The sequence below is a fragment of the Lentzea cavernae genome (assembly GCF_014653695.1).
In the GTDB taxonomy this organism is placed as follows: domain Bacteria; phylum Actinomycetota; class Actinomycetes; order Mycobacteriales; family Pseudonocardiaceae; genus Lentzea; species Lentzea cavernae.
The window spans coordinates 421615-440294 of record NZ_BNAR01000001.1; the positions used below are offsets into that span (position 1 = coordinate 421615).

Consider the following 18680-nt stretch of genomic DNA (forward strand, 5'->3'; position numbering starts at 1 on the left):
TCCTGACTCGGTGCTGGTCCGCGAATACCCCCGGTCAGGACGGTTCACACCTGGATCACCGGGTAGTCGACACCATGGCGATCTCCTCACGACTCGACACCGCGCGCGTGCTGGCGACGGTGCTGCTGCCCACCCTCGCCAAGGGCGTCGTCGTGCGCCGTCCCGGTGTGATGGCGGCCGCCGAGAGGGTCCAGTCCGACGCGAGGGCCATCACCACCATGCGCGGGTTGCGCGACCGCTACGGCCCGGAGCCGGTCCGGCTGCGCATCACCGGCCGCAGCGTCGCGGTGCTGGTCGACCCCACCGACGTCGGCAGGCTGCTCGCCGAGTCCCCCGAGCCGTTCGCGCTGGCCACGAAGGAGAAGAAGGCCGCGCTGGCGCACTTCCAGCCGCACGGCGTGCTGATCTCCGAAGGCCCCGGACGGGAACACCTGCGCGCACTCAACGAACGGGCGTTGCGGCCGGAGAACGTGCCCGCCGAGGCGATCGTGCGCGACGAGGCCGACCTGCTCACCCGGCACGTGACGAGCACGGGCGAGCTGACCTGGGAGTCCTTCAACCAGGCGTGGTGGCGGATCGTGCGCAGGATCGTCCTCGGCAACGGCGCGCGCGGCGACGACCAGCTCACCGACGACCTGAAGGCGTTGCGCGAGAACGCCAACTGGGCCTTCCTGCACCCGAGGCAGCGCGGTCTGCGCGACCGCTTCCAGCACAGGCTCGACGAGCACCTGGCCCGCCGCGAGGAGGGCAGCCTCGCCGCCCAGCCGGGTGATCTGTCCGGTCAGGTGCCGCACTGGCTCTTCGCGTTCGACGCGGCCGGGATCGTCACGCTGCGAGCGCTGGCCCTGGGCGCACGGGGCATGAACGGCATCCTCGAGTCCGCGCGGTTGTGGCCCACCACGCCGGTGATCCTGCGGGAGAGCACGGAACCGACCCGCTGGCACGGCACGTGGCTGCCGGAGAACACCGAGTTCGTGGTGTTCACGCCGTTCTTCCACCGCGACCCGGACCGGCTGCCGTTCGCCGACTCCTACGCGCCGGAGTACTGGGACGGGCCGCTCGACCCGGCGATCGTGCCGTTCAGCGCCGGTCCCGGCGTGTGCCCCGGCCGTGACCTGGTCCTGACCGTCGCCGCCACGATGCTCGACACGCTGAGCGAACACCTCTCTGTGCCCTCGCCCGGCACACCGCTGCCGGCCACGCTCAACCACTTCGGCATCCGCGTGCCGGCCCAGCCGGCGGGGAGCCGCGTCTAATGAACGCACCCCGCTACGCCGTGGTGACCGGAGCGGACTCCGGCATCGGCAAGGCCGTGGCCGTCGCGCTGGCGGGCGCGGGCGCCGACGTGGGCATCACCTACCACGAGGACGTCGGCGGAGCCGCCAGGACGGCCGACGAAGTCCGCAAGGCCGGTGCGCGGTGTGTCGTGCGGCAGGTCGACCTGACCGACCTGCCCGCCGCGGCCTCCGTCGTCGACGAACTGGCCGAGGAGCTGGGCGGGGTGGACGTCCTGGTCAACTGCGCCGGAACCGGCAGCAGCGAGAAGTTCGTGGACATGGAGTTCGGCACCTGGCGCGGGGTGCTCTCCGTCGACCTCGACGCCGCGTTCCTGTGCGCGCAACGCGCGGCCAGGCGCATGATCTCGGCCGGCGGGGGTGGCCGGATCATCAACATCACGTCGGTCCACGAGCACCTGCCGCGGGTGGGAGCCGCTCCCTACTGCGCCGCCAAGGCCGGGCTCGGCGCGTTGACCGAGGTGCTCGCCCTCGAGCTGTCCGAGCACGGCATCACGGTGAACTCCGTGGCGCCGGGCGAGATCTCCACGCCGATGACCGGGCAGGAGGACGTCGACCCGCACACCGTGGCGCGGCCGGGCATCCCGCTCGGCCGGCCGGGGCACGCGAAGGAGGTCGCGGCCGTGGTCGCGTTCCTCGCCACCCCCGCGGCGTCGTACGTGACCGGGGCGTCGCTCGTCGTGGACGGCGGGATGTCGTTGATGGGGCCGCAGGCGAGCCAGCTGGTCAACGACGGGAAGTGGCGGCAGCCCTGATCCGCGTCCAGGCGGAGCGCCCGATCCCGTCCAGGCCCAGCGCCACGACCCCGCCGATCGCCATGCCGCCCAGCACGTCCGAGGGCCAGTGCACACGGGTCCTGAGGCGGCTGTAGGCGACGAGCAGCACCAGCGGTGTCACGAACAGGGCGGCGCCGGGGTCGTTCAGCGCGGTGGCGGTGCCGAACGCGGCGGCCGTCACCGCGTGCTTGGACGGGAACGACGACGAGCGGGGGTGCTCCGGTAACGCCTGCCGGGCCGGGACGGCCGAGGCCAGCGGTCTGTGCCGGTGCAGCACCTGGCTCACCAGGTGCCCGATCGGCATCGCCACCAGCGCCGCGGTGAACGCGCGCTTCGCGGTGGTCTTCCTGCCCGTCAGGGCGAGCAGACCGGCGACCGGCAACCAGAGCGCGCCGCCCCTGGCGGTGAGACTGGCCGCGATGACGACCGGGTGAGGCCGCCGTGCCGGCAACACCTCGCTGTCGTGCAGCGAGTCCGCGTCCAGCTCTGCCAGTTCGTCCCTGAGTGTCATGCGGGGCCTAGGGCCTGTGTCGAAGTCTGGTTCGATGAGAGTCGCGCTTGAGGTGGTTTCTGGTGGTGCGGCCGGACGGCCCGCGTACCGGTGTTGTACGTGGGTCGTCCGGCCGTGCCGCCAGGGGCCGCCTCGGGCCCGGCTGTCGCGGATCAGATTTCGACACAGGCCCTAGTTACCCAGAACGGCCATCGGTGAATCAGGGGTAGGACGGTTCCTCGGCGTGCGCGATCACCAGTTCGCGGATCTCGCAGCCCTCCGGCTGGCTCAGCGCGAACACGATCGCCGCCGCGACCCGGTCCGGCGGGTTCAGCTTCTCCAGGTCCTGCGGGCGGTACTGCTCGGTCCGGTCGTCGAAGAAGTTCGTGCGCATGCCGCCCGGCACCACCAGCGTGACGCCGATCCGGCCCGCGGTCTCGGCCGCCAGCGCGCGGGTGAACCCGACGACGCCGAACTTGGAGGCGCAGTACGCCGTCGCGTCGCTGACCGCGCGCAGCCCGAGCGTGGAGGCGACCGTGACGACACGCCCGTTCTCCAGGTGCGGCAACGCGGCCCTGATCACCGCCGCCGTGCCGAACAGGTTGACGCGCACGACCTGTTCCCACTCCTCGGGCGGGACCTCCGCCAGCGTGCCGCACCGGTCGATGCCGGCCGCGGTCACCACTCCGGTGAAGCCACCGTGCCTGCGGGCCAGCGCCTCCACCGCCGCTTCGGCCGCACGCCCGTCCGACAGGTCCACCAGTTCGAACTCGCCCTCCGGCGGCGCGGACTTGTCCAGCACCAGCGGCGTTCCGCCGGCTTCGCGCACCGCCTGGACCACGGCGGCACCCAGTCCGGCGGATCCTCCGGTCACCAGCACGTTCCCCTGCATCTAAGCCCTCCTCGACAAGATCTCGGTCGTCGAACGGCCGCGGTGGTAGGGCACCACGACGCTGCGGCCGCCCCAGCGCCGCACGACGGCGGTCTCCGGCAGCTGGTCGACGGTGTAGTCGCCGCCCTTCACCCACACGTCCGGGCGCAAGCGGCCCAGCACGTGCTCCGGGGTGTCCTCGCCGAACACGACGACGTCGTCCACGGACTCCAGCGCCCGCAACACCTCTACGCGCTCGGACTCTCGGTTCACCGGCCGGCCGTTCCCCTTCAACCGCCGCACGGACAGGTCGGAGTTGAGGCACACCACCAGGCAGTCGCCCAGGGCGCGGGCGGCGGCGAGCATCCGCACGTGCCCGGTGTGCAGGACGTCGAAGCACCCGCCCGTCGCGACGACGGTCCCGCCGCGCCGCCGCACCGCGTCCACTGTGGACGGCACCGCCGGGCGCATGCCCGAGACACCGCCCCGGTCCAGGAAGTCGGCCGCGGCGACCACCGCGGCCGCCACCGCGTCGTCCGGAGCGGCACCGCCCGCGAGGCGCACGGCCGCCGTCACGGCGAACCTGTCCCCCGCACCGCACGGGTCGGTCGTGCGCACCTGCGGTGCCGGCACGGCAACGGGCGTTCCTCCACAGTGGAGCACGGCACCCCGCCCGCCCAGCGTCACCACGACGGCCCTGGCCTGCCAGCGGGACACCAGCTCGGCCGCCGCCACGTCCGGATCGGCCGCACCGCTGAACGCCGTCGCCTCGGACAGGTTCGGCGTCGCCAGCCGCACGCCCGGCACCGGGGCCGGGCCCCGCGGATGCGGGTCCCAGACCACCGGGACGCGGGTGAGCACCGACCGCAGCCGCTCGTCGCGCAGCAGCCCGCGACCGTAGTCGGACGCCAGCACGAAGTCGGCCGACAGCACGGCGTCGAGCATGTCGTCGGTGACCCGCGGTGTCCCGGAGCCGGCCCGGTCCACGCGGGCCAGGGACGTTCCGCCGCACCGCAACCGCGTCTTGACCGGAACCGCTCCGGTGCGCCCGAACAGGCCGGGAACCTCGACCAGCGACCGCACCCGCTCCCCCGCCTCGTCGTCGGACAGCGCGCTGACCAGCGTGACGTCCACGCCGTCGCGCGCCGCCATCGTCGCCGCCAGTGCGGCTCCACCGGCCCTGGCGTGCTCGCCGACGACGTCCAGCACGGGTGCGGGGGCGTCCGGGCAGACGCGCTCGACGGTTCCCTCCACGTCGACGTCGAGCAGGGAGTCGCCGACCACGACCAGCTTCACGACGCCCTCCGCACCGACGAGGGCAGCGCCGCTTCGAAGGCCTCGCACAACGCGTGCACGACCACCAGCTGCGCCTCCTGCACGTGGCAGGCGTCGCCGGGCAGCGCCAGAGCGTCGTCGGCCAGTGCCGCCAGCGGGTTCGGCAGCGGGCCGGTCAGCGCCCACGTCGTCGCACCGGCCAGCCGGGCCGCGTGCACCGCCTCGAGCAGGTTCGGGCTGCGGCCGCTGGTGGACAACAGGACCACGAGGTCGCCGGGCCGGGCGTGAGCCGTCACCTGACGGGCGAACACCTGGTCGTAGCCGTAGTCGTTGGCGATCGCCGTGACGCTGGAGGTCTCCGAGCACAACGCGAGCGCCGAGAACGGCGCGCGGTCGTCCCGGTAACGGCCGACCAGTTCGGCGGTGAGGTGCTGGGCCTCCGCGGCCGATCCCCCGTTTCCGGCCGCGAGCACCCTGCCGCCGCTCACGAGCAGGCGTGCCAGCGACGCGCCCCAGCGGTGGATGCGGGAGGACTGGGCGCGCACACCGGCCAGCGTGTCCGTCAGCCCGTCGAGGTGGCTCTCGACCGTCACCGCGCCACCGCCAGGTCGCCGGTCGTCCGCACCCGCAGGTGGACGAGCTCGGTGCGGGCGGCGATCTCGTCCCACGTGTACATCGCGTCCACCCTGTCCTTGCCCGCGATGCCGTAAGCCATGCCGCGCGACGGGTCCGCGACCAGCTTGCGCAGCACCCGTCCGAGCGTCCGGGGATCACGCGGCGGGGTCAGCACACCGGTGACGCGGTCGACCAGCGTGTCGGTCAGACCGCCGACCGCCGACGCGACGACCGGGACGCCGCAGGCCATGGCCTCCAACGGAACGATGCCGAACGGCTCGTACCACGGCACGCACGCCACCACGTCCGCCGAGCGCAGCAGTGCGGGCATCTTCGCCCGTGCCACCTGCCCGACGAGGTGCACGCGGTCCGAGACGCCGCGCGCCTGTGCGAAGGCGAGCAGCCGCTGCGCCTCCGGGTCGGTCTTCAGGTTCGGCGGTCCTCCGGCGATCACCAGCTCGGTGTCCGGCACCATCGGCAACGCCGCGATCAGGTCGTCGAAACCCTTGCGCCGCACGAACCTGCCGACCGACACGATCCGGTGCGGCGCCTTGCGCCGCGCCACCGGGCCGGTCGGGGTGAACAGCGCGGTGTCGACGCCGCACGGCACGACCGTGATCTTGGCCCGCTTCAGGCCCATGGCGATCAGCTCGTCGACCTCGTCGTCACAGGTGGCCGCGACGGCGTCGACCTCGTAGCCGACCAGCCGTTCCACTGCGATCCGTTCGGACGGGCTCGTGTCCTGCGCGCCCTGATGACGGCGCTTCACCGTGCCGAGGGCGTGATAGGTGTGCACGACGGGAATGCGGGCGCGCCGCACCGCCAGCACCGAGGCCAGGCCCGACATCCAGAAGTGGCTGTGCACGACGTCGGGCGGCCTGTCCTGCCAGTCCTGCGCCAGGAAGCGGGAGAAGCCGGTCATGTGCGGCAGGAGCTCGTCCTTCGGCACGTGTTTCGCCGGTCCCGCAGGTACGTGAACGACCTCGTAACCGTCAGGGGTGTCGACACGGCGTGGCAGCCCACGGGCATCACGCCGTGTGTAGACCGCGACTTCGTGCCCCCGCCGCACGAGAGCGGCCGCCAGCGCGGCCACGTGGACGTTCTGGCCTCCCGCGTCGGCACCTCCCAGAGCCGCGAGCGGGCTGGCGTGCTCCGACACCATCGCGATCCTCATCCGATCACCTCCTTCAGAGTCACGTCCCAGTTGCGCAGGAACGCGTCGAGCCCGTAGTGGGCCAGCGCGAACTCGCGGGCCCGTTGTCCCTTCTCCCGAGCGAGATCCGGATCGGCGACCAGGTCCCGCGCCGCGCTCACCAGTTCCTCCACGTTCGTCGAGATCGCGCCGACGTCCGCGGACACGGCGCGCACCGCCTCGGTGCTCGCCAGCGCGACGACCGGCATGCCGAGGTGCATCGCCTCGAGCAACGACAGCCCGAGCGACGTCCAGCGGGGCGTGTGCACGTAGACGCGGCGGCGGGCGAGCTCCCGGTGCAGCGGGCCGAGTCCGTGGTCCCCCATGCCGCCGATCCGCTCCGTGCCGATGCCGAACACGTCGATCGGGTCGAACCTCGGCAGCAGGTCGGTGCCGACGATCCGGCCCCGGCGCACCGGGTCGTTGATCACCGCCGCCGACCGCGCGAGCTCCCCGGTGTAGAGCGGACCCGGATCGACGACACCGTGCTCGATCACGACGGTCCGGGTCGTGCCGCAGTCCCACATCAGGTCGTTGAAGTGCGTGACGTGCACGATGGTGCCGTCCCAGCCGGCGAGCGGGTGTTCCAGCGCGGGCGCGCTGGGCGTGTTGTGCTCCAGGTACACCAACGGGATTCCGCCCGGCACCTGGGACAGCTGCTCCAGCTGTTGCACGAGGACGACGTCGGCGTCCACTTCGGACGGATCGACCTCGGTCGCGTCCCACGGCCGTCCGGTGAGACCGATGCCGTGCGGCGGGCCGGGGATCAGGTAGTCGTGCCCGCCCTGGACGAACGAATGCGTCCAGGAGCCGTGCACGTGCCACAACAGGATTCTCACGTCATCACCTCCGCGACGGCCGCCACGACGTCCGCCGGGTCGACCAGGTCGAGGCACGGGTGGCCGCGCACGGGGCACTCACGGGCCCTCGTCCCGCGGCAGGGCGCTTCCTGGTCGCCGAGCAGCACATGTCTGCCGTGCGGCGCCCATCTGACGGCGGGGACGACCGGCGAGAACAACGACACGACGGGCGTGCCGACCGCGGCGGCGAGGTGGGCGGGGCCGGTGTTGCCGACGACGACGGCGTCGGCTCCGGCCAGCACCCCCGCCAGTTCGAGCAGGCTGGTGCGCCCGCCGAGATCGGTTCCGCACGCGCCGGCGACGTGCCCGGTGAGGCCGGCCTCCGCCGGTCCGCCGGTCACGACCACCCGGTGCCCGGCCGCGGTCAGCGCGACCACGGTCTTCGCCCACCGGTCGGGCGACCAGGTGCGGGCGGGCGCCGTCGCACCGGGGTGCACCACCACGTACGGACGGCTGAGTTCCGCCCCGGGCGGTTCGACGACCGCCAGACGTCCGTCGTCGCCTTCGGGGAGCGCGAACCCGGCTGCCAGCGCCACCTCCAGCGCCCGGTGCGCCTCCGGGACGTCGGGGTCACCGGTCAGGCGCACGTCCAGCAGCGATCCGGGGTAGTCGACCGACCGCGCGACGATCTTGGGAACGCCCGCGAGCCGCAGCATCAGGGCCAGCGGCAACGGGCTCTGGTGGAACGACGTCAAGATCAGCGCCACGTCGGCGCGAACACCGTGCACCAGCGCGATCACGGCCTCGACGTCGATCGGCCGGACGTCGGGCGCCGGGTTGGTGATCCACGGGCACTCCCACTCGACGATCCGCGTGACGCCGGGCAGCAGTTCCGCCGCGCGGACACCGGCCGGGCCGCAGAGCAGGACGACCTCCCCCGCCGTCGCGGCGGCGCGCACCGCCGGCCCGGCCAGCAGCACGTCGCCATCGCTGTCCAGGCGCGCGACCAGCGTCCTCACAAGATCATCTCGATCGCGGCGCGGAGATCGGGCGCGGTGCGCGGGGCGCTGTCGACCTCGTCCCGCCTCGTCACCGCGGTGGGCACGAGCACCGGCACCGCGCCGGCCGCCTGCGCGGCTTCCACGTCCGCGCCGATGTCGCCCACGACGACCACACGTCCGGGCCGCACGTCCAGGGCCTCACAGGCCGCCAGCACCAGCCCCGGTGCGGGTTTGCGGCACGCGCAGCCCTCGTCCGGGTGGTGCGGGCAGATCTGCCAGGTGCCGAACGGGCCGAGCAACTCCTCGACCCGCGCGTTCACCGCCGTGACCTGCGCTTCGGTGACGAGCCCGCGGCCGATGCCGGACTGGTTGCTCACGACGCCGGTGCGCAGGCCGCGGGCGCGCAGATCGCGCAGCACCTCGCGAGCGCCGGGCATCGGGGACACGCGATCCGGGTCGCCGTTGTAGGGGACGTCCCGGATCAGCGTGCCGTCGCGGTCGAACAGCACCGCGTCGAAAAGCTCGTCCATAGAGGAGAGTTAGCCGAGAAAAACCGCTTGAAACGCTACTCCGCGAAGCGGTTCTACAGCGCCGGGCTGCCCGGGACCTGCTTGCCCTCCCCGATTCCGCGCACGAGTGCCTGAAGTGCCTCCTGCGCGTCGAACTCCGGCTTCCAGCCGAGCTCCTCCCGTGCGCGCGACGCGTCCAGCAGCGGTGACTTCAGCGCCAGGTCGATCCACCCGGGAGGTGTCGGCTGCAGCCGCAGACGCCACGACACGTTCGCCGCCAGGCGCAGCAGCCCACCCGGGACGGGCACCGGACGGCCGCCGAGGACCTCCGCGAGTGCACGGGGAGTGACGACGGGGTCGGCCACGAGGTTCACCCCGCCGTGCGGCCGTTGCCGGATGATCCGGACCAGACCGTCCGCCACGTCGTCGGCGTGCACGAACTGCAGCACCAGGTCGCGCGGCAACGGCAGGACCGGGATCCGGTGCCGGAACAGCGCCTTCGGCACCAGCCCGCCGAGGAAGTAGTCGCGGATCTCCGAACCCGCGTCGGACTGCAGGATCAGCCCCGGCCGCGGCCGGGAGATGAGCAGGTCGGACTCGAACTTGTTGAGCATGTGCTCCACAGCGGCCTTGTGCCTGCTGTAGAACGACGTCCGCACGCCGTCGACCGGCCACGACTCGTCCACCCGCCGGTCCTTGCTGCCCGGTGAGTACGCGCCGACCGACGACATGTGCACGAGGTGCGGCCCCCCCGCGGCGACCGCGGCGCTGAAGACCTGCGCCGATCCCGCCACGTTCGTCCGGTACGTCGCGCGCTCGTCGCGGGCGGGCTGGATGCGCCAGGCGAGGTGCACGACCGCGTCGGCGTTCTCGAAGACGCCCTGGAGCACCTCCTCCGCTCCGGGGCGGCCGAGTTCGACCGGGGTCCACGGCACGCCCCGGTAGGGCGGCGCGTCGCCCGGCGGCCGGCGGGAGACGCCGTGCGCCTGGATGTCGGGTTCTTCGGCGAGACGGCGTAAGAGAGCGGTTCCGACGTTCCCGGTCGCGCCGGTGATCACGACCCTCATGAGCGCGCTCGCGCGGTGGCGCGGTCGTTCGCCTTGCCGATGGCGTCGACCAGTTCGTCCTTGGTCATCCGCGAGCGGCCCTCGATCTCCAGGCGCGTCGCCACGTCGTAGAGGTGTTCCTTGCTCGCGTTGGCGTCGACTCCACCGGCCGTCTCGGTTCCCTCCGGTGTGCCGCGCTCGGCCTGAGGATCAGAGGGTCCCTTCTCCTCCTTGGCCTCCCAGTGGTCGCCGATCTTCTCGAAGCTGTGCTTGAGCGCGGAGAAGGCGGTGCGGTGCGCGCGTTCGCCCTCCCCGTAGGACTCGACCGCCGAGTCGTGCGCCTTGATCCACGTCCGTTGCGCCTTCTCCGACGAGCGGGCCACCGTGCTGGGCAGTTCCTGCCGTCCGGGCATGGCTCTCCTCCAAGGTTTCCACCTGGGGTGACGGGTACCCGAACGACATGACCGCCATGCACGCCATCGACGTCCACAGCCCGCGCGACTCCCAGCTCGTCGGATGGCTCCCCACCGCGACAGCTCCCGAGGTCTCCGCGGCACTCGCCACCGCCCGCTCCGCGCGTCCGGCGTGGGCCGCCGTCCCCGCCGCCGAACGCGGCGCGGCGGTGCGCGAGGCGGCGACGGCGTTGCGGCACCGGGCGAGCGACCTCGCGACGGTGGTGGAGACCGAGACGGGACGGCCGTTCGCGTCGGCGCGGGAGGGCGTGCTGGCCGGTGCGTCAACGCTGGAGCAGTACGCCGAGCTCGGTCCTGTCCACCGTGGACGGTCGCTGCTGGGCTCCGCCGTCGACTTCATGGTCCCCGAACCGCGCGGGGTCGTCGTGGCGCTGACGCCGTGGAATGACCCGATCGCGGTGGCGTGCGGACTGCTCGGAGCCGCTCTCGTGACGGGCAACGTCGTGCTGCACAAGCCGAGTGAGCGGTGCCCGCACACCGGTCTGCTGCTGGCGACCGTGCTGCACCAGTGCTTTCCCGCCAGGGTGCTGCAGACGCTGGTCGGAGACGGCGAGGTCGGGGCCGCGCTGGTGAGCTCGTCCGACGTCGACCTCGTCGCCCACGTCGGCAGCACCGCGGCGGGCCGTGCGATCGCGCGTGCCTCTTCGGCGAAGCTGTTGCTGGAGAACGGGGGCAATGACCCGTTGCTGGTCGACGACGACGTCGACCCGGTGTGGGCGGCCTCGCAGGCGGCGCTCGGCGCGTTCACCAATGCGGGCCAGATATGCACTTCGGTGGAGCGGATCTACCTGCACAAGGCGATCGCCGCGCCGTTCCTCGACGCGTTGTGCGCGCGGGCGCGGGAGTGGAACGCCGATCCGCAGCCGCTGGTCGACGTCCGGCACCGCGACTTCGTGCACTCCCAGGTGGGCGACGCGATCGCGGCAGGGGCCTCAGCTCTCGTCGGCGGCTCGGTCCCGGACGGCAACGGGGCGTTCTACCCGGCGACCGTGCTGGCGGACTGCGTCGGCGCGATGCGGGTGATGTGCGAGGAGACGTTCGGCCCGATCGCACCGGTGCAGCTGGTGTCGTCGTTCGACGAGGGCCTGGCCGAGGCGTGTTCCGGCGAGTACGGCCTGGCCGCCACGGTGCTGACCTCGTCGATGGAGCACGCCCAGCGCGCGTGGCGGGAGCTGCCGGTCGGCACGGTCAAGGTCAACGCGGTGTTCGGCGGAGCACCCGGCGGCGCGGCGCAGCCCCGCGGCGCGTCCGGCACCGGGTTCGGGTACGGCCCCGAGCTGCTGGACGAGATGACCACCACCAAGGTGGTCCACCTCGGTGTCCCTACCGGCCGGTCCTGACCAGCCGGAAGCCCGCCTCCGCGGCCTTGCCGGGCGGCACGACGCCGCGGGTGTCGAAGATCAGCGGGTTCCGCACCCGCTTCGCCAGCTCCGGCCAGTCGAGTTCGGCGAACTCCGGCCACTCGGTCAGCACCAGCAGGACGTCCGCACCCTCCGCCGCCTCCACCGCACTGGGGAGGACGGTGATGCCGGGGCGGTCCTGCTCGACGCACGGGTCGTAGGCGACGAGGACGGCGCCCTCCCCGGAGAGGATCCCGGCGACGACGAGCGCAGGTGAGTCGCGCAGGTCGCTGGTGCCGGCCTTGAACGTGAGCCCCAGCAACCCGATCCGGACACCGTCGAGCGGCCCGACCTCCTCGCGGATCCGGTCGACGACGCGGCGCGGCTGGTGGTGGTTGGTGGAGATCGCCGCCTCGAGGGTCGCGAAGTCGATGCCCGCGGTGCGCGCCGTGGCGAGCAGGGCGAGGGTGTCCTTCGGCAGGCACGAGCCTCCCCAGCCCGGTCCGGGCGCCAGGCACGACGCCCCGATCCGGTTGTCGAGCCGCATGCCCTCGGTGACGCCGTCGATGTCCGCGTCGAGGTGCTCGCACAGCTCCGCCAGGGTGTTGACGTACGACAGCTTCAACGCCAGGAAGCAGTTGCTCGCGTACTTCACCAGCTCGGCGCTCGTGGTGTCGGTGAGCACGACCGGCGCGCGGGTCGCCCCGTACAGGTCCGCCACCGCACGGGCCTGCCGTTCGTCCTGGGCGCCGACCACGATCCGTTGCGGCCTCAGGAAGTCCTCGACGGCGTGGCCCTCGCGCAGGAACTCCGGGTTCGACACGACACCGGGGTGCTTCGCGGCGGTCCCCACCGGCACCGTCGACTTCACCACCGCGGGACCGGACACCTGATCCAGCACCTCCTCGACCGCCGTCAGGTCGGCCTCGCCGTCCGCACCGGTCGGGGTCTGCACGCAGACGAACGTGAAGTCCACATCGGACAGACGACTTCCCGTGACGAACCTCAGGCCGCCGCTGCCGAGCCCTTCGGCGACGAGGTCGCTCAGACCTGGCTCGTGCAGCGCGACCTCTCCCGCGTTGAGCGCCTCGACCTTGGACTCGTCGACGTCCGCGCAGACGACCTGGTGGCCGAGGTGCGCGAAGCACGCCGCGGTGGTCAGACCGACGTAGCCCGCTCCGACGACTCCGATCCGCACAGCGCACCTCCCGCCGCGTCCAGCACCTCGTCGACCGTGATCCGGAGCAGTCCGGGATCCGGTTCGTCGGCGAACGTGTCGCCTGTTTCTCCGTGCCACAGCACCTGGTGCGGCCCCCGTCGCGGGCCCCAGACGCTCGGCGGTACGGGTCCGAAGAGCAGGACCGACGGGGTCCGGTAGGCGGTGGCGGCGTGGGCGACACCGGTGTCGCCGCAGATCACGAGACGCGCGGTGGCGACGAGGTCGAGGAGTTCGGCGAGGGTGCCGGAGAAGACGGTGGGGGCAGAGAAAGCGGTGGGGGCGGGGTGACCGGCGACCTGATCCCCGCCGGCGAACCTGTCGCTCCCAGGGCCAGTAGCTGCACCGCTCCCAGCAGCCAGCCCGCTCCCAGCAGCCAGCCCGCTCCCAGCAGCCAGCCCGCTCCCAGCAGCCAGCCCGCTCCCAGCAGCCAGCCCGCTCCCAGCAGCCAGCCCGCTCCCAGCAACCGGCCCGTCCCCGGCAGCCAGCCTGTCCCCGGCAGCCGACCCTTCCCCGGCAGCCAGCCCTTCCCCGGCAGCCAGCCCTTCCCCGGCAGCCAGCCCTTCCCCGGCGACCGGCCCGTTCCCAGCAGCCAGCCCGCCCACGGCCACCGGACCGCTCCCGGCGGCGGCCACCACCTGGCGCGCCAGCTCCCACTCCCCCGGCCCCGCGGTCACCACCACCTCGGCCTCCAGTCGCCGGACCACCTCCGCGTACCGGTCCACCGGCCACCGGCGCGCCCCGGTGCTCGCCCCGGGGTGCACCACGACCGGACCGGTGCGCTCACCGACAGGAGCCAGCCGGAAGTCGTCGGGATCGCACCGGATCCCGTGCCGGTGCAGCAGGTCGCACCACCGGACCACCTCGTTCCGGTCGGCGGGCCACTCGATCGACGACACCCGCTCGTCCCACTCGCCGCGCTCCGCGTAGGTGATCAGCCGGCGCGGCTCGGTGGCCAGCAGCCGTTGCACGCTCTGCGGGCCCCTGCCGTGCAGGTTCACCGCGAGGTCGGGACCTTCGAAGTCGATCGGTGCCAGCGCCTCGGTCGGCAGGAGCCGGTCCACGGCGTCGATCCGCGCCACCGCGTCCGCGAGCCAGCCCGGTGCCGCCAGCGTGATCTCGGCGCGGGGAAAGGTCGCTCGCAACCCCCTGAGCGCGGGCACCGCCGTCAGCAGGTCGCCCAGCCCGAGAGCCCTGAGCACCAAGACTCTCACGGTCGCACCCTGCGGTGCCGCACCTCGCCGCGCACCCGGTGCCAGACCGCGACGGGCGGGATCAGCGCGCTCGTCACCAGCATCCGCGCGATCTCCACCCAGTCCTTCGGTCCCGGCGCGATCCGCGCCACCGCGAACCACGCCGTGCGGCCCGCCCACACCACACCGAACGCGCCCGCCGCCTGCCTCCGCCCCATCACTCCACAGAGGACGGTCAGCAGACCGGCCGCGGTCGTCACCACGTGCGCGGGCAGACGTCCTCGCTTCCCGCCGATGCGCGATCGCCACTCCGACCCCACGAGCCGCCGCATCAACGCGTCGTCGGCGTTGCCGCGCTGGTCTCGCACGCTGGTCATGAAGGTCGCGGGCTTCACCGGGTGCGTGGTGACCCGCGAACCGCGCACGATCCGATAGCCGAGGTCCTGCACGCGCAACGCCAGTTCGGCGTCCTCGCGGTAGGCGCGCGGGAACCGTTCGTCGAAACCCCCGGCGCGGGCCAGGGCCTCCCGCCGGTAAGCCATGTCGGCGGTGATCCAGTGCGCCGTGGCGAGGCCGGCCGTGCCGCGTTCGGCGTCGGTCGGCTCGCGGTCCTGCGGCAGCGGGACGACGATCCGGGCCTGGCTCGCGCCGACGTCACCCGGCAGGTCCGCCAGATCCGCGCACAGCCGGGACTTCCAGTCGGGGGCGAGCACCACGTCGTCGTCGAGGAACGCCACCCAGTCGCCGCGCGCCTCACGCCACCCGGTGTTGCGCGCCGCCGCCGGGCCAGCGCCCGTGTCGCGGTCGTCCACCACGATGATCTCGCACGGCTCCGGGCCGGATCCCTCGACCAGGGTGTCCAGCAGGACGTCGAGGTTCGGGCGGCCGACCGTGGGGATCACGACGGAGTAGTTCATCGCCGCACCACGAACGAGCCGATGGCGAGCAGGTCGATCGGCGACGAGCCGAAGCACTCCAACGCGTCGCGCGGGGTGTCGACCATCGGGCGGCCCGCGGTGTTGAGGCTCGTGTTCACCACGACCGGGACACCGCTGCGGGCCTCGAACTCGCGCAGCATCCCCTCCAGCAGCGGATCGCCGGCGACGGTCTGCGCCCGCGCGGTGCCGTCCACGTGCACGACGGCGGGGATGCGGTCGGTCCACTCAGGACGGACGTCGTGCACGAAGAGCATGTACGGGCTGGGGATCGGGCCGCGGGTGAACACCTCGCTCGCGCGGTCGGCGAGCACCATCGGGGCGACCGGGCGGAACTGCTCGCGGCCCTTCACGTCGTTGAGGCGGGTCAGGTTCTCGGCGAAGCAGGGGTTCGCGAACAGCGAGCGGCGGCCGAGGGCACGGGGACCGTACTCGCTGCGCCCCTGGAACCACGCGACGATCTTGTTGGCCGCAAGCGCTTCCGCGACCTCGAGCGCGACGTCGTCCGACCTCTTGTACGGCACGGCGGCGGTGCGCAGGGCCGCCTCGATCTCCTCGTCGGAGAAACCGCGGCCAAGGTCGGCGCCGGGCATCGGCAGGACCGTGTCCGTGCTCGCGGCCAGCGCGGCACCCAGCGCCGTGCCGGAGTCGCCCGCGGCGGGCTGGACCCAGACCTCGTCGAACGGGCCCTCCGCGAAGATCCGGGTGTTCGCGACGCAGTTGAGCGCAACTCCCCCGGCCATCGTCAGCCGCGTCTCCCCGGTGCGGTCGTGCAGCCACCGCACCAGTTCCAGCAGCACCTCCTCGAGCCGCACCTGCACGCTCGCGGCGAGTTCGGCGTGCTCCCGCGTCAGGTCCTCGTCCTTCGCGCGCTGCTTGGCGAGCGTGTTCCAGTCGAGCGGCCGGATCTCGAAACCGCCGTCGTGCACCACGACGTGCTCGCGCATCAGGTCGAGGTGCACCGGTTTGGCGTGCGAGGCCAGCGCCATGACCTTGTACTCGTCACTGGAGCGCAGGAAACCGAGGTGTTCGGTCAGATCCTCGTACATCAGGCCGAGGGAGTGCGGCAGTCGTTGCGACGCGAAGGTGGTCAGCTCCTGGTCGACGTACCGGCCGGCCAGGTGGGACCCGCACTCGCCGCGGCCGTCGGCCACCAGCACCGCGCAGTTGCCGCCGAAGGGCGCGGCGAGTCCTGCGGACGCCGCGTGGGCGACGTGGTGCGGCACGAACCGCACGATCTCGGGATCGAGGCCGGGCAACGAGGTGGCGAGGAACTGCGGAGCCTTGCGCGCGTAGGTCGTCCGCAGTTCCTCCCATGGGGCGTACTCGGCGTCGACCAGGGCGGGGTCGTACGAGTACGCGACGGCATCCAGGTCCGCGGCGGTGAGCCCTGCCCGTTCCAGGCACCACCGCGCGGACAGCTCGGGTTGTTCCCACGCGGAGAACGGCACGGGACGCTTGCCGTGCTTGCGGCGGGAGAAGCGCTCCTCCTCGGCCGCGGCCACGACCTCACCGTCGACCACCAGTGCCGCGGCGGGGTCGTGGAACACCGCGTTGATCCCGAGAACTCGCATGACGTGCGGCTACCCTGCGAATTCCCGGGCAAACGACCGCAGTCCCTCTTCCAGCGGGACCCTCGGCCGCCAGCCCAGGACCTCCTGTGCCAGGCCGATGTCCGGCCGCCGGCGACGGGGATCGTCCACCATCGACTCGACGTGGCGGATCGGCGACGCGCTGCCGGTCACCTCGATGCTGCGGTGCGCGACGTCGAGGACGGTGACCTCGTCCGGGTTGCCGAGGTTGATCGGCCCGGGGTGGTCGCTGCGGGCCATCGCGAGCAGTCCGCGCACGAGATCGTCCACATAGCAGAGAGATCTGGTCTGGAGCCCGTCGCCGTGCACGGTCAGCGGCTCCCCCGCCAGCGCCTGGCGCAGGAACGTGGGGATCATCCGGCCGTCGTGCGCGCGCATCCGCGGGCCGTAGGTGTTGAAGATCCGCACGATCGCCGCGTCGACACCGTGTTCCGCGCGGAACGCGACGGTCATCGCCTCCCCGAACCGCTTGGCCTCGTCGTAGACGCTGCGCGGCCCGATCGGGTTCACGTGCCCCCAGTAGGACTCCCGCTGCGGGTGCTCCTCCGGGTCTCCGTAGACCTCGCTGGTCGACGCGATGACGACGCGGGCCCGTTTGCGGCGGGCGAGGTCCAGCACGTGGTACGTGCCGAACCCGCCCGTCTTCAACGTGTCGATCGGCATGCTCAGGTAGTCGACGGGCGACGCCGGGCACGCCAGGTGGAGGATCAGGTCGACCGGCCCCGGCAGGTCGAGCGGCTGCGACACGTCGGCGACGACGACCTCCACTCTGGCGGGCACGTTATCGCGGGAGCCGGTGCGCAGCGAGTCCACGCACACGACTTCCGCGCCCTCCCGCAGCAGCGCGTCGCAGACGTGCGAGCCGAGGAACCCCGCCCCGCCGGTGACGACGACCCGTTCAGGAGACATCGAGGACCGTCTTGAGCCAGCCGTCCTCGCGCAGGTCGAAGGTCTTGTAGGCGTCGATCGCGGCGCTGGGCCGCTCGTGCTGCGTGATGAACGCGGTCGGGTCGACCACGCCGGTCAGCACGAGGTCGAGCAACCGCGGGATGTACCGGCGGTGGTTGCAGTTGCCCATCCGCACCGTGAGGTTCTTGTTCATCGCGGCGCCGATCGGGAACTGCTCGAACCCCGGCGGGTAGACGCCGATGATCCCGATCGTCCCGGCCTTCGCGACGAGCTCGACGGCCCAGTCGAGAGCCTGCGCTGGCGCGTCGCCCGGCTTCCACTGCTCGCCGTCGCGCTTGCCGGGGCTCTCCGCGTCGACGCCGACCGCCTCGATCACGCGGTCCGGTCCGATGCCTCCGGTCAGGTCCTTCACGACCTCGACGGGGTCCTCGGAGTTGAAGTCGACGGTCTCGGCGTTCTGCTCGCGGGCCTTGTCCAGCCTGGACGCGATGCCGTCGACCACGATCACGCGGCCGGCGCCCTGCCGCTTCGCCGAGGCGATCGCGAACTGGCCGACCACACCGGCGCCCAGCACCAGCACGGTGTCGCCGGAGCCGACCTCGGCGAGGCGGGACCCGAACCACGAGGTCGGGAAGATGTCGGACACCAGGATCGCCTGGTCGTCGCTCACCGCGTCCGGAATGCGCACCATCGTCGTCGCCGCATACGGAATGCGGGCGTACTCGGCCTGCAGGCCGTTGATCGGACCGGTCGCCTTGGGACCGCCGAAGAAGCTGGTGCCCGCCGCCGGTCCGTTCGGGTTCGCGGTGTCGCACTGCGCGTAGTACCCGGCGCGGCAGTAGGAGCACGTGCCGCACCCGATCGTGGACGGGATCACCACCCGGTCGCCCGGCGAGAACCCGCGCACGGCGGCGCCCACCTCCTCGACGACACCGACGGCCTCGTGCCCGAGCACGGTGCCCTCGACCATGTCCGGCAACGTCCCGCGCACCATGTGCAGGTCGGTGCCGCAGATGGCGCTGCGGGTGATCCGGACGAGCGCGTCCGTCGGTTCCTGGATCTTGGGGTCCTCGACGTCGTCGAGCCTGATGTCACCTTCGCCGTGCCACACGACAGCCTTCACGTTCGCCTCCCGTTGTTCTCCGTCGTCGG

At 72.5% G+C, this 18680-nt stretch carries 19 protein-coding genes; 3 read left to right on the plus strand and 16 right to left on the minus strand.

The features are described 5' to 3' along the window. Positions 1–74: 74 nt before the first annotated feature. Both IE307_RS01975 and IE307_RS01980 read left to right on the plus strand, forming a co-directional pair. The gene (locus tag IE307_RS01975) at positions 75–1256 is read left to right on the plus strand and encodes a cytochrome P450 (RefSeq protein ID WP_191295690.1); all 1182 of its coding nucleotides are present in this window, start codon (positions 75–77) and stop codon (positions 1254–1256) included. Beyond that, positions 1256–2050: an SDR family oxidoreductase gene (locus IE307_RS01980; protein WP_191295691.1), complete on the plus strand. Its 795-nt coding sequence runs from the start codon at positions 1256–1258 to the stop codon at positions 2048–2050. The genes IE307_RS01975 and IE307_RS01980 overlap by 1 nt, the downstream gene beginning before the upstream one ends. Here the strand turns inward: IE307_RS01980 and IE307_RS01985 are convergent. From IE307_RS01985 to IE307_RS02030, 10 genes are all read right to left on the minus strand, one after another. Then, positions 2022–2582: a phosphatase PAP2 family protein gene (locus IE307_RS01985; RefSeq protein WP_191295692.1), complete on the minus strand. Its 561-nt coding sequence runs from the start codon at positions 2580–2582 to the stop codon at positions 2022–2024. The two genes, IE307_RS01980 and IE307_RS01985, sit on opposite strands and share 29 nt — an antisense overlap. 199 nt (positions 2583–2781) lie before the next feature. Further along, positions 2782–3453: an SDR family oxidoreductase gene (locus IE307_RS01990; protein WP_191295693.1), complete on the minus strand. Its 672-nt coding sequence runs from the start codon at positions 3451–3453 to the stop codon at positions 2782–2784. Continuing rightward, complete coding sequence (gene rfaE2, locus IE307_RS01995; RefSeq protein ID WP_191295694.1) at positions 3454–4728, minus strand: D-glycero-beta-D-manno-heptose 1-phosphate adenylyltransferase; 1275 nt, start codon at positions 4726–4728, stop codon at positions 3454–3456. It lies immediately after the preceding gene. Then, positions 4725–5300 (minus strand): D-sedoheptulose-7-phosphate isomerase, encoded by a 576-nt coding sequence (locus tag IE307_RS02000; RefSeq protein WP_191295695.1) that lies wholly within the window; start codon positions 5298–5300, stop codon positions 4725–4727. The genes rfaE2 and IE307_RS02000 overlap by 4 nt, the downstream gene beginning before the upstream one ends. Further along, on the minus strand, positions 5297–6496 hold the full coding sequence (locus tag IE307_RS02005; protein ID WP_191295696.1) for a glycosyltransferase: 1200 nt from the start codon (positions 6494–6496) through the stop codon (positions 5297–5299). Before IE307_RS02005 ends, IE307_RS02000 begins: the two co-directional genes overlap by 4 nt. Continuing rightward, positions 6493–7353, minus strand: a complete 861-nt coding sequence (locus IE307_RS02010) for a glycosyltransferase (RefSeq protein ID WP_191295697.1) — start codon at positions 7351–7353, stop codon at positions 6493–6495. The genes IE307_RS02005 and IE307_RS02010 overlap by 4 nt, the downstream gene beginning before the upstream one ends. After that, on the minus strand, positions 7350–8333 hold the full coding sequence (locus IE307_RS02015) for a glycosyltransferase family 9 protein (protein ID WP_191295698.1): 984 nt from the start codon (positions 8331–8333) through the stop codon (positions 7350–7352). Before IE307_RS02015 ends, IE307_RS02010 begins: the two co-directional genes overlap by 4 nt. Then, complete coding sequence (locus IE307_RS02020) at positions 8330–8845, minus strand: D-glycero-alpha-D-manno-heptose-1,7-bisphosphate 7-phosphatase (RefSeq protein WP_191295699.1); 516 nt, start codon at positions 8843–8845, stop codon at positions 8330–8332. The genes IE307_RS02015 and IE307_RS02020 overlap by 4 nt, the downstream gene beginning before the upstream one ends. A 53-nt stretch (positions 8846–8898) precedes the next feature. Continuing rightward, entirely contained in the window at positions 8899–9891 is a 993-nt protein-coding gene (locus tag IE307_RS02025) for an NAD-dependent epimerase/dehydratase family protein (RefSeq protein ID WP_191295700.1), read from the minus strand. After that, positions 9888–10283: a ChaB family protein gene (locus IE307_RS02030; protein ID WP_191295701.1), complete on the minus strand. Its 396-nt coding sequence runs from the start codon at positions 10281–10283 to the stop codon at positions 9888–9890. Before IE307_RS02030 ends, IE307_RS02025 begins: the two co-directional genes overlap by 4 nt. A gap of 47 nt (positions 10284–10330) precedes the next feature. On the opposite strand from IE307_RS02030, the gene IE307_RS02035 reads away from it, so the two are divergent. After that, the gene (locus IE307_RS02035) at positions 10331–11683 is read left to right on the plus strand and encodes an aldehyde dehydrogenase family protein (RefSeq protein ID WP_191295702.1); all 1353 of its coding nucleotides are present in this window, start codon (positions 10331–10333) and stop codon (positions 11681–11683) included. Here the strand turns inward: IE307_RS02035 and IE307_RS02040 are convergent. Genes IE307_RS02040 through IE307_RS02065 form a run of 6 tightly spaced genes read right to left on the minus strand, consistent with a single transcriptional unit; the run spans position 11667 to position 18651 of the window. Then, positions 11667–12881 (minus strand): UDP-glucose dehydrogenase family protein, encoded by a 1215-nt coding sequence (locus IE307_RS02040; protein ID WP_308436328.1) that lies wholly within the window; start codon positions 12879–12881, stop codon positions 11667–11669. The genes IE307_RS02035 and IE307_RS02040 overlap by 17 nt on opposite strands. After that, positions 12842–14113 carry a glycosyltransferase family 9 protein gene (locus IE307_RS02045; protein WP_229904295.1) on the minus strand — a complete coding sequence of 424 codons (1272 nt, stop codon included), beginning with the start codon at positions 14111–14113 and terminating at the stop codon, positions 12842–12844. The genes IE307_RS02040 and IE307_RS02045 overlap by 40 nt, the downstream gene beginning before the upstream one ends. Next, complete coding sequence (locus IE307_RS02050) at positions 14110–15009, minus strand: glycosyltransferase (protein ID WP_191295703.1); 900 nt, start codon at positions 15007–15009, stop codon at positions 14110–14112. Before IE307_RS02050 ends, IE307_RS02045 begins: the two co-directional genes overlap by 4 nt. After that, the gene (locus tag IE307_RS02055; protein ID WP_191295704.1) at positions 15006–16601 is read right to left on the minus strand and encodes a carbamoyltransferase family protein; all 1596 of its coding nucleotides are present in this window, start codon (positions 16599–16601) and stop codon (positions 15006–15008) included. The genes IE307_RS02050 and IE307_RS02055 overlap by 4 nt, the downstream gene beginning before the upstream one ends. 9 nt (positions 16602–16610) lie before the next feature. After that, positions 16611–17528 carry a UDP-glucuronic acid decarboxylase family protein gene (locus IE307_RS02060; protein WP_191295705.1) on the minus strand — a complete coding sequence of 306 codons (918 nt, stop codon included), beginning with the start codon at positions 17526–17528 and terminating at the stop codon, positions 16611–16613. After that, on the minus strand, positions 17518–18651 hold the full coding sequence (locus tag IE307_RS02065) for a zinc-dependent alcohol dehydrogenase (protein WP_191295706.1): 1134 nt from the start codon (positions 18649–18651) through the stop codon (positions 17518–17520). Before IE307_RS02065 ends, IE307_RS02060 begins: the two co-directional genes overlap by 11 nt. Positions 18652–18680: the final 29 nt, after the last annotated feature.

Excerpts from the sequence above, each read along its gene's own strand:
- IE307_RS02050 (WP_191295703.1), bottom strand. The coding sequence starts at position 15,009 with ATGAACTACTCCGTCGTGATCCCCACGGTCGGCCGCCCGAACCTCGAC.
- IE307_RS01990 (WP_191295693.1), bottom strand. The coding sequence starts at position 3,453 with ATGCAGGGGAACGTGCTGGTGACCGGAGGATCCGCCGGACTGGGTGCC.
- IE307_RS02060 (WP_191295705.1), bottom strand. The coding sequence starts at position 17,528 with ATGTCTCCTGAACGGGTCGTCGTCACCGGCGGGGCGGGGTTCCTCGGC.
- IE307_RS02005 (WP_191295696.1), bottom strand. The coding sequence starts at position 6,496 with ATGAGGATCGCGATGGTGTCGGAGCACGCCAGCCCGCTCGCGGCTCTG.
- IE307_RS02025 (WP_191295700.1), bottom strand. The coding sequence starts at position 9,891 with ATGAGGGTCGTGATCACCGGCGCGACCGGGAACGTCGGAACCGCTCTC.
- IE307_RS01975 (WP_191295690.1), top strand. The coding sequence starts at position 75 with ATGGCGATCTCCTCACGACTCGACACCGCGCGCGTGCTGGCGACGGTG.
- IE307_RS02020 (WP_191295699.1), bottom strand. The coding sequence starts at position 8,845 with ATGGACGAGCTTTTCGACGCGGTGCTGTTCGACCGCGACGGCACGCTG.
- IE307_RS02035 (WP_191295702.1), top strand. The coding sequence starts at position 10,331 with ATGACCGCCATGCACGCCATCGACGTCCACAGCCCGCGCGACTCCCAG.
- IE307_RS02030 (WP_191295701.1), bottom strand. The coding sequence starts at position 10,283 with ATGCCCGGACGGCAGGAACTGCCCAGCACGGTGGCCCGCTCGTCGGAG.
- IE307_RS02055 (WP_191295704.1), bottom strand. The coding sequence starts at position 16,601 with ATGCGAGTTCTCGGGATCAACGCGGTGTTCCACGACCCCGCCGCGGCA.
- IE307_RS01985 (WP_191295692.1), bottom strand. The coding sequence starts at position 2,582 with ATGACACTCAGGGACGAACTGGCAGAGCTGGACGCGGACTCGCTGCAC.
- IE307_RS01980 (WP_191295691.1), top strand. The coding sequence starts at position 1,256 with ATGAACGCACCCCGCTACGCCGTGGTGACCGGAGCGGACTCCGGCATC.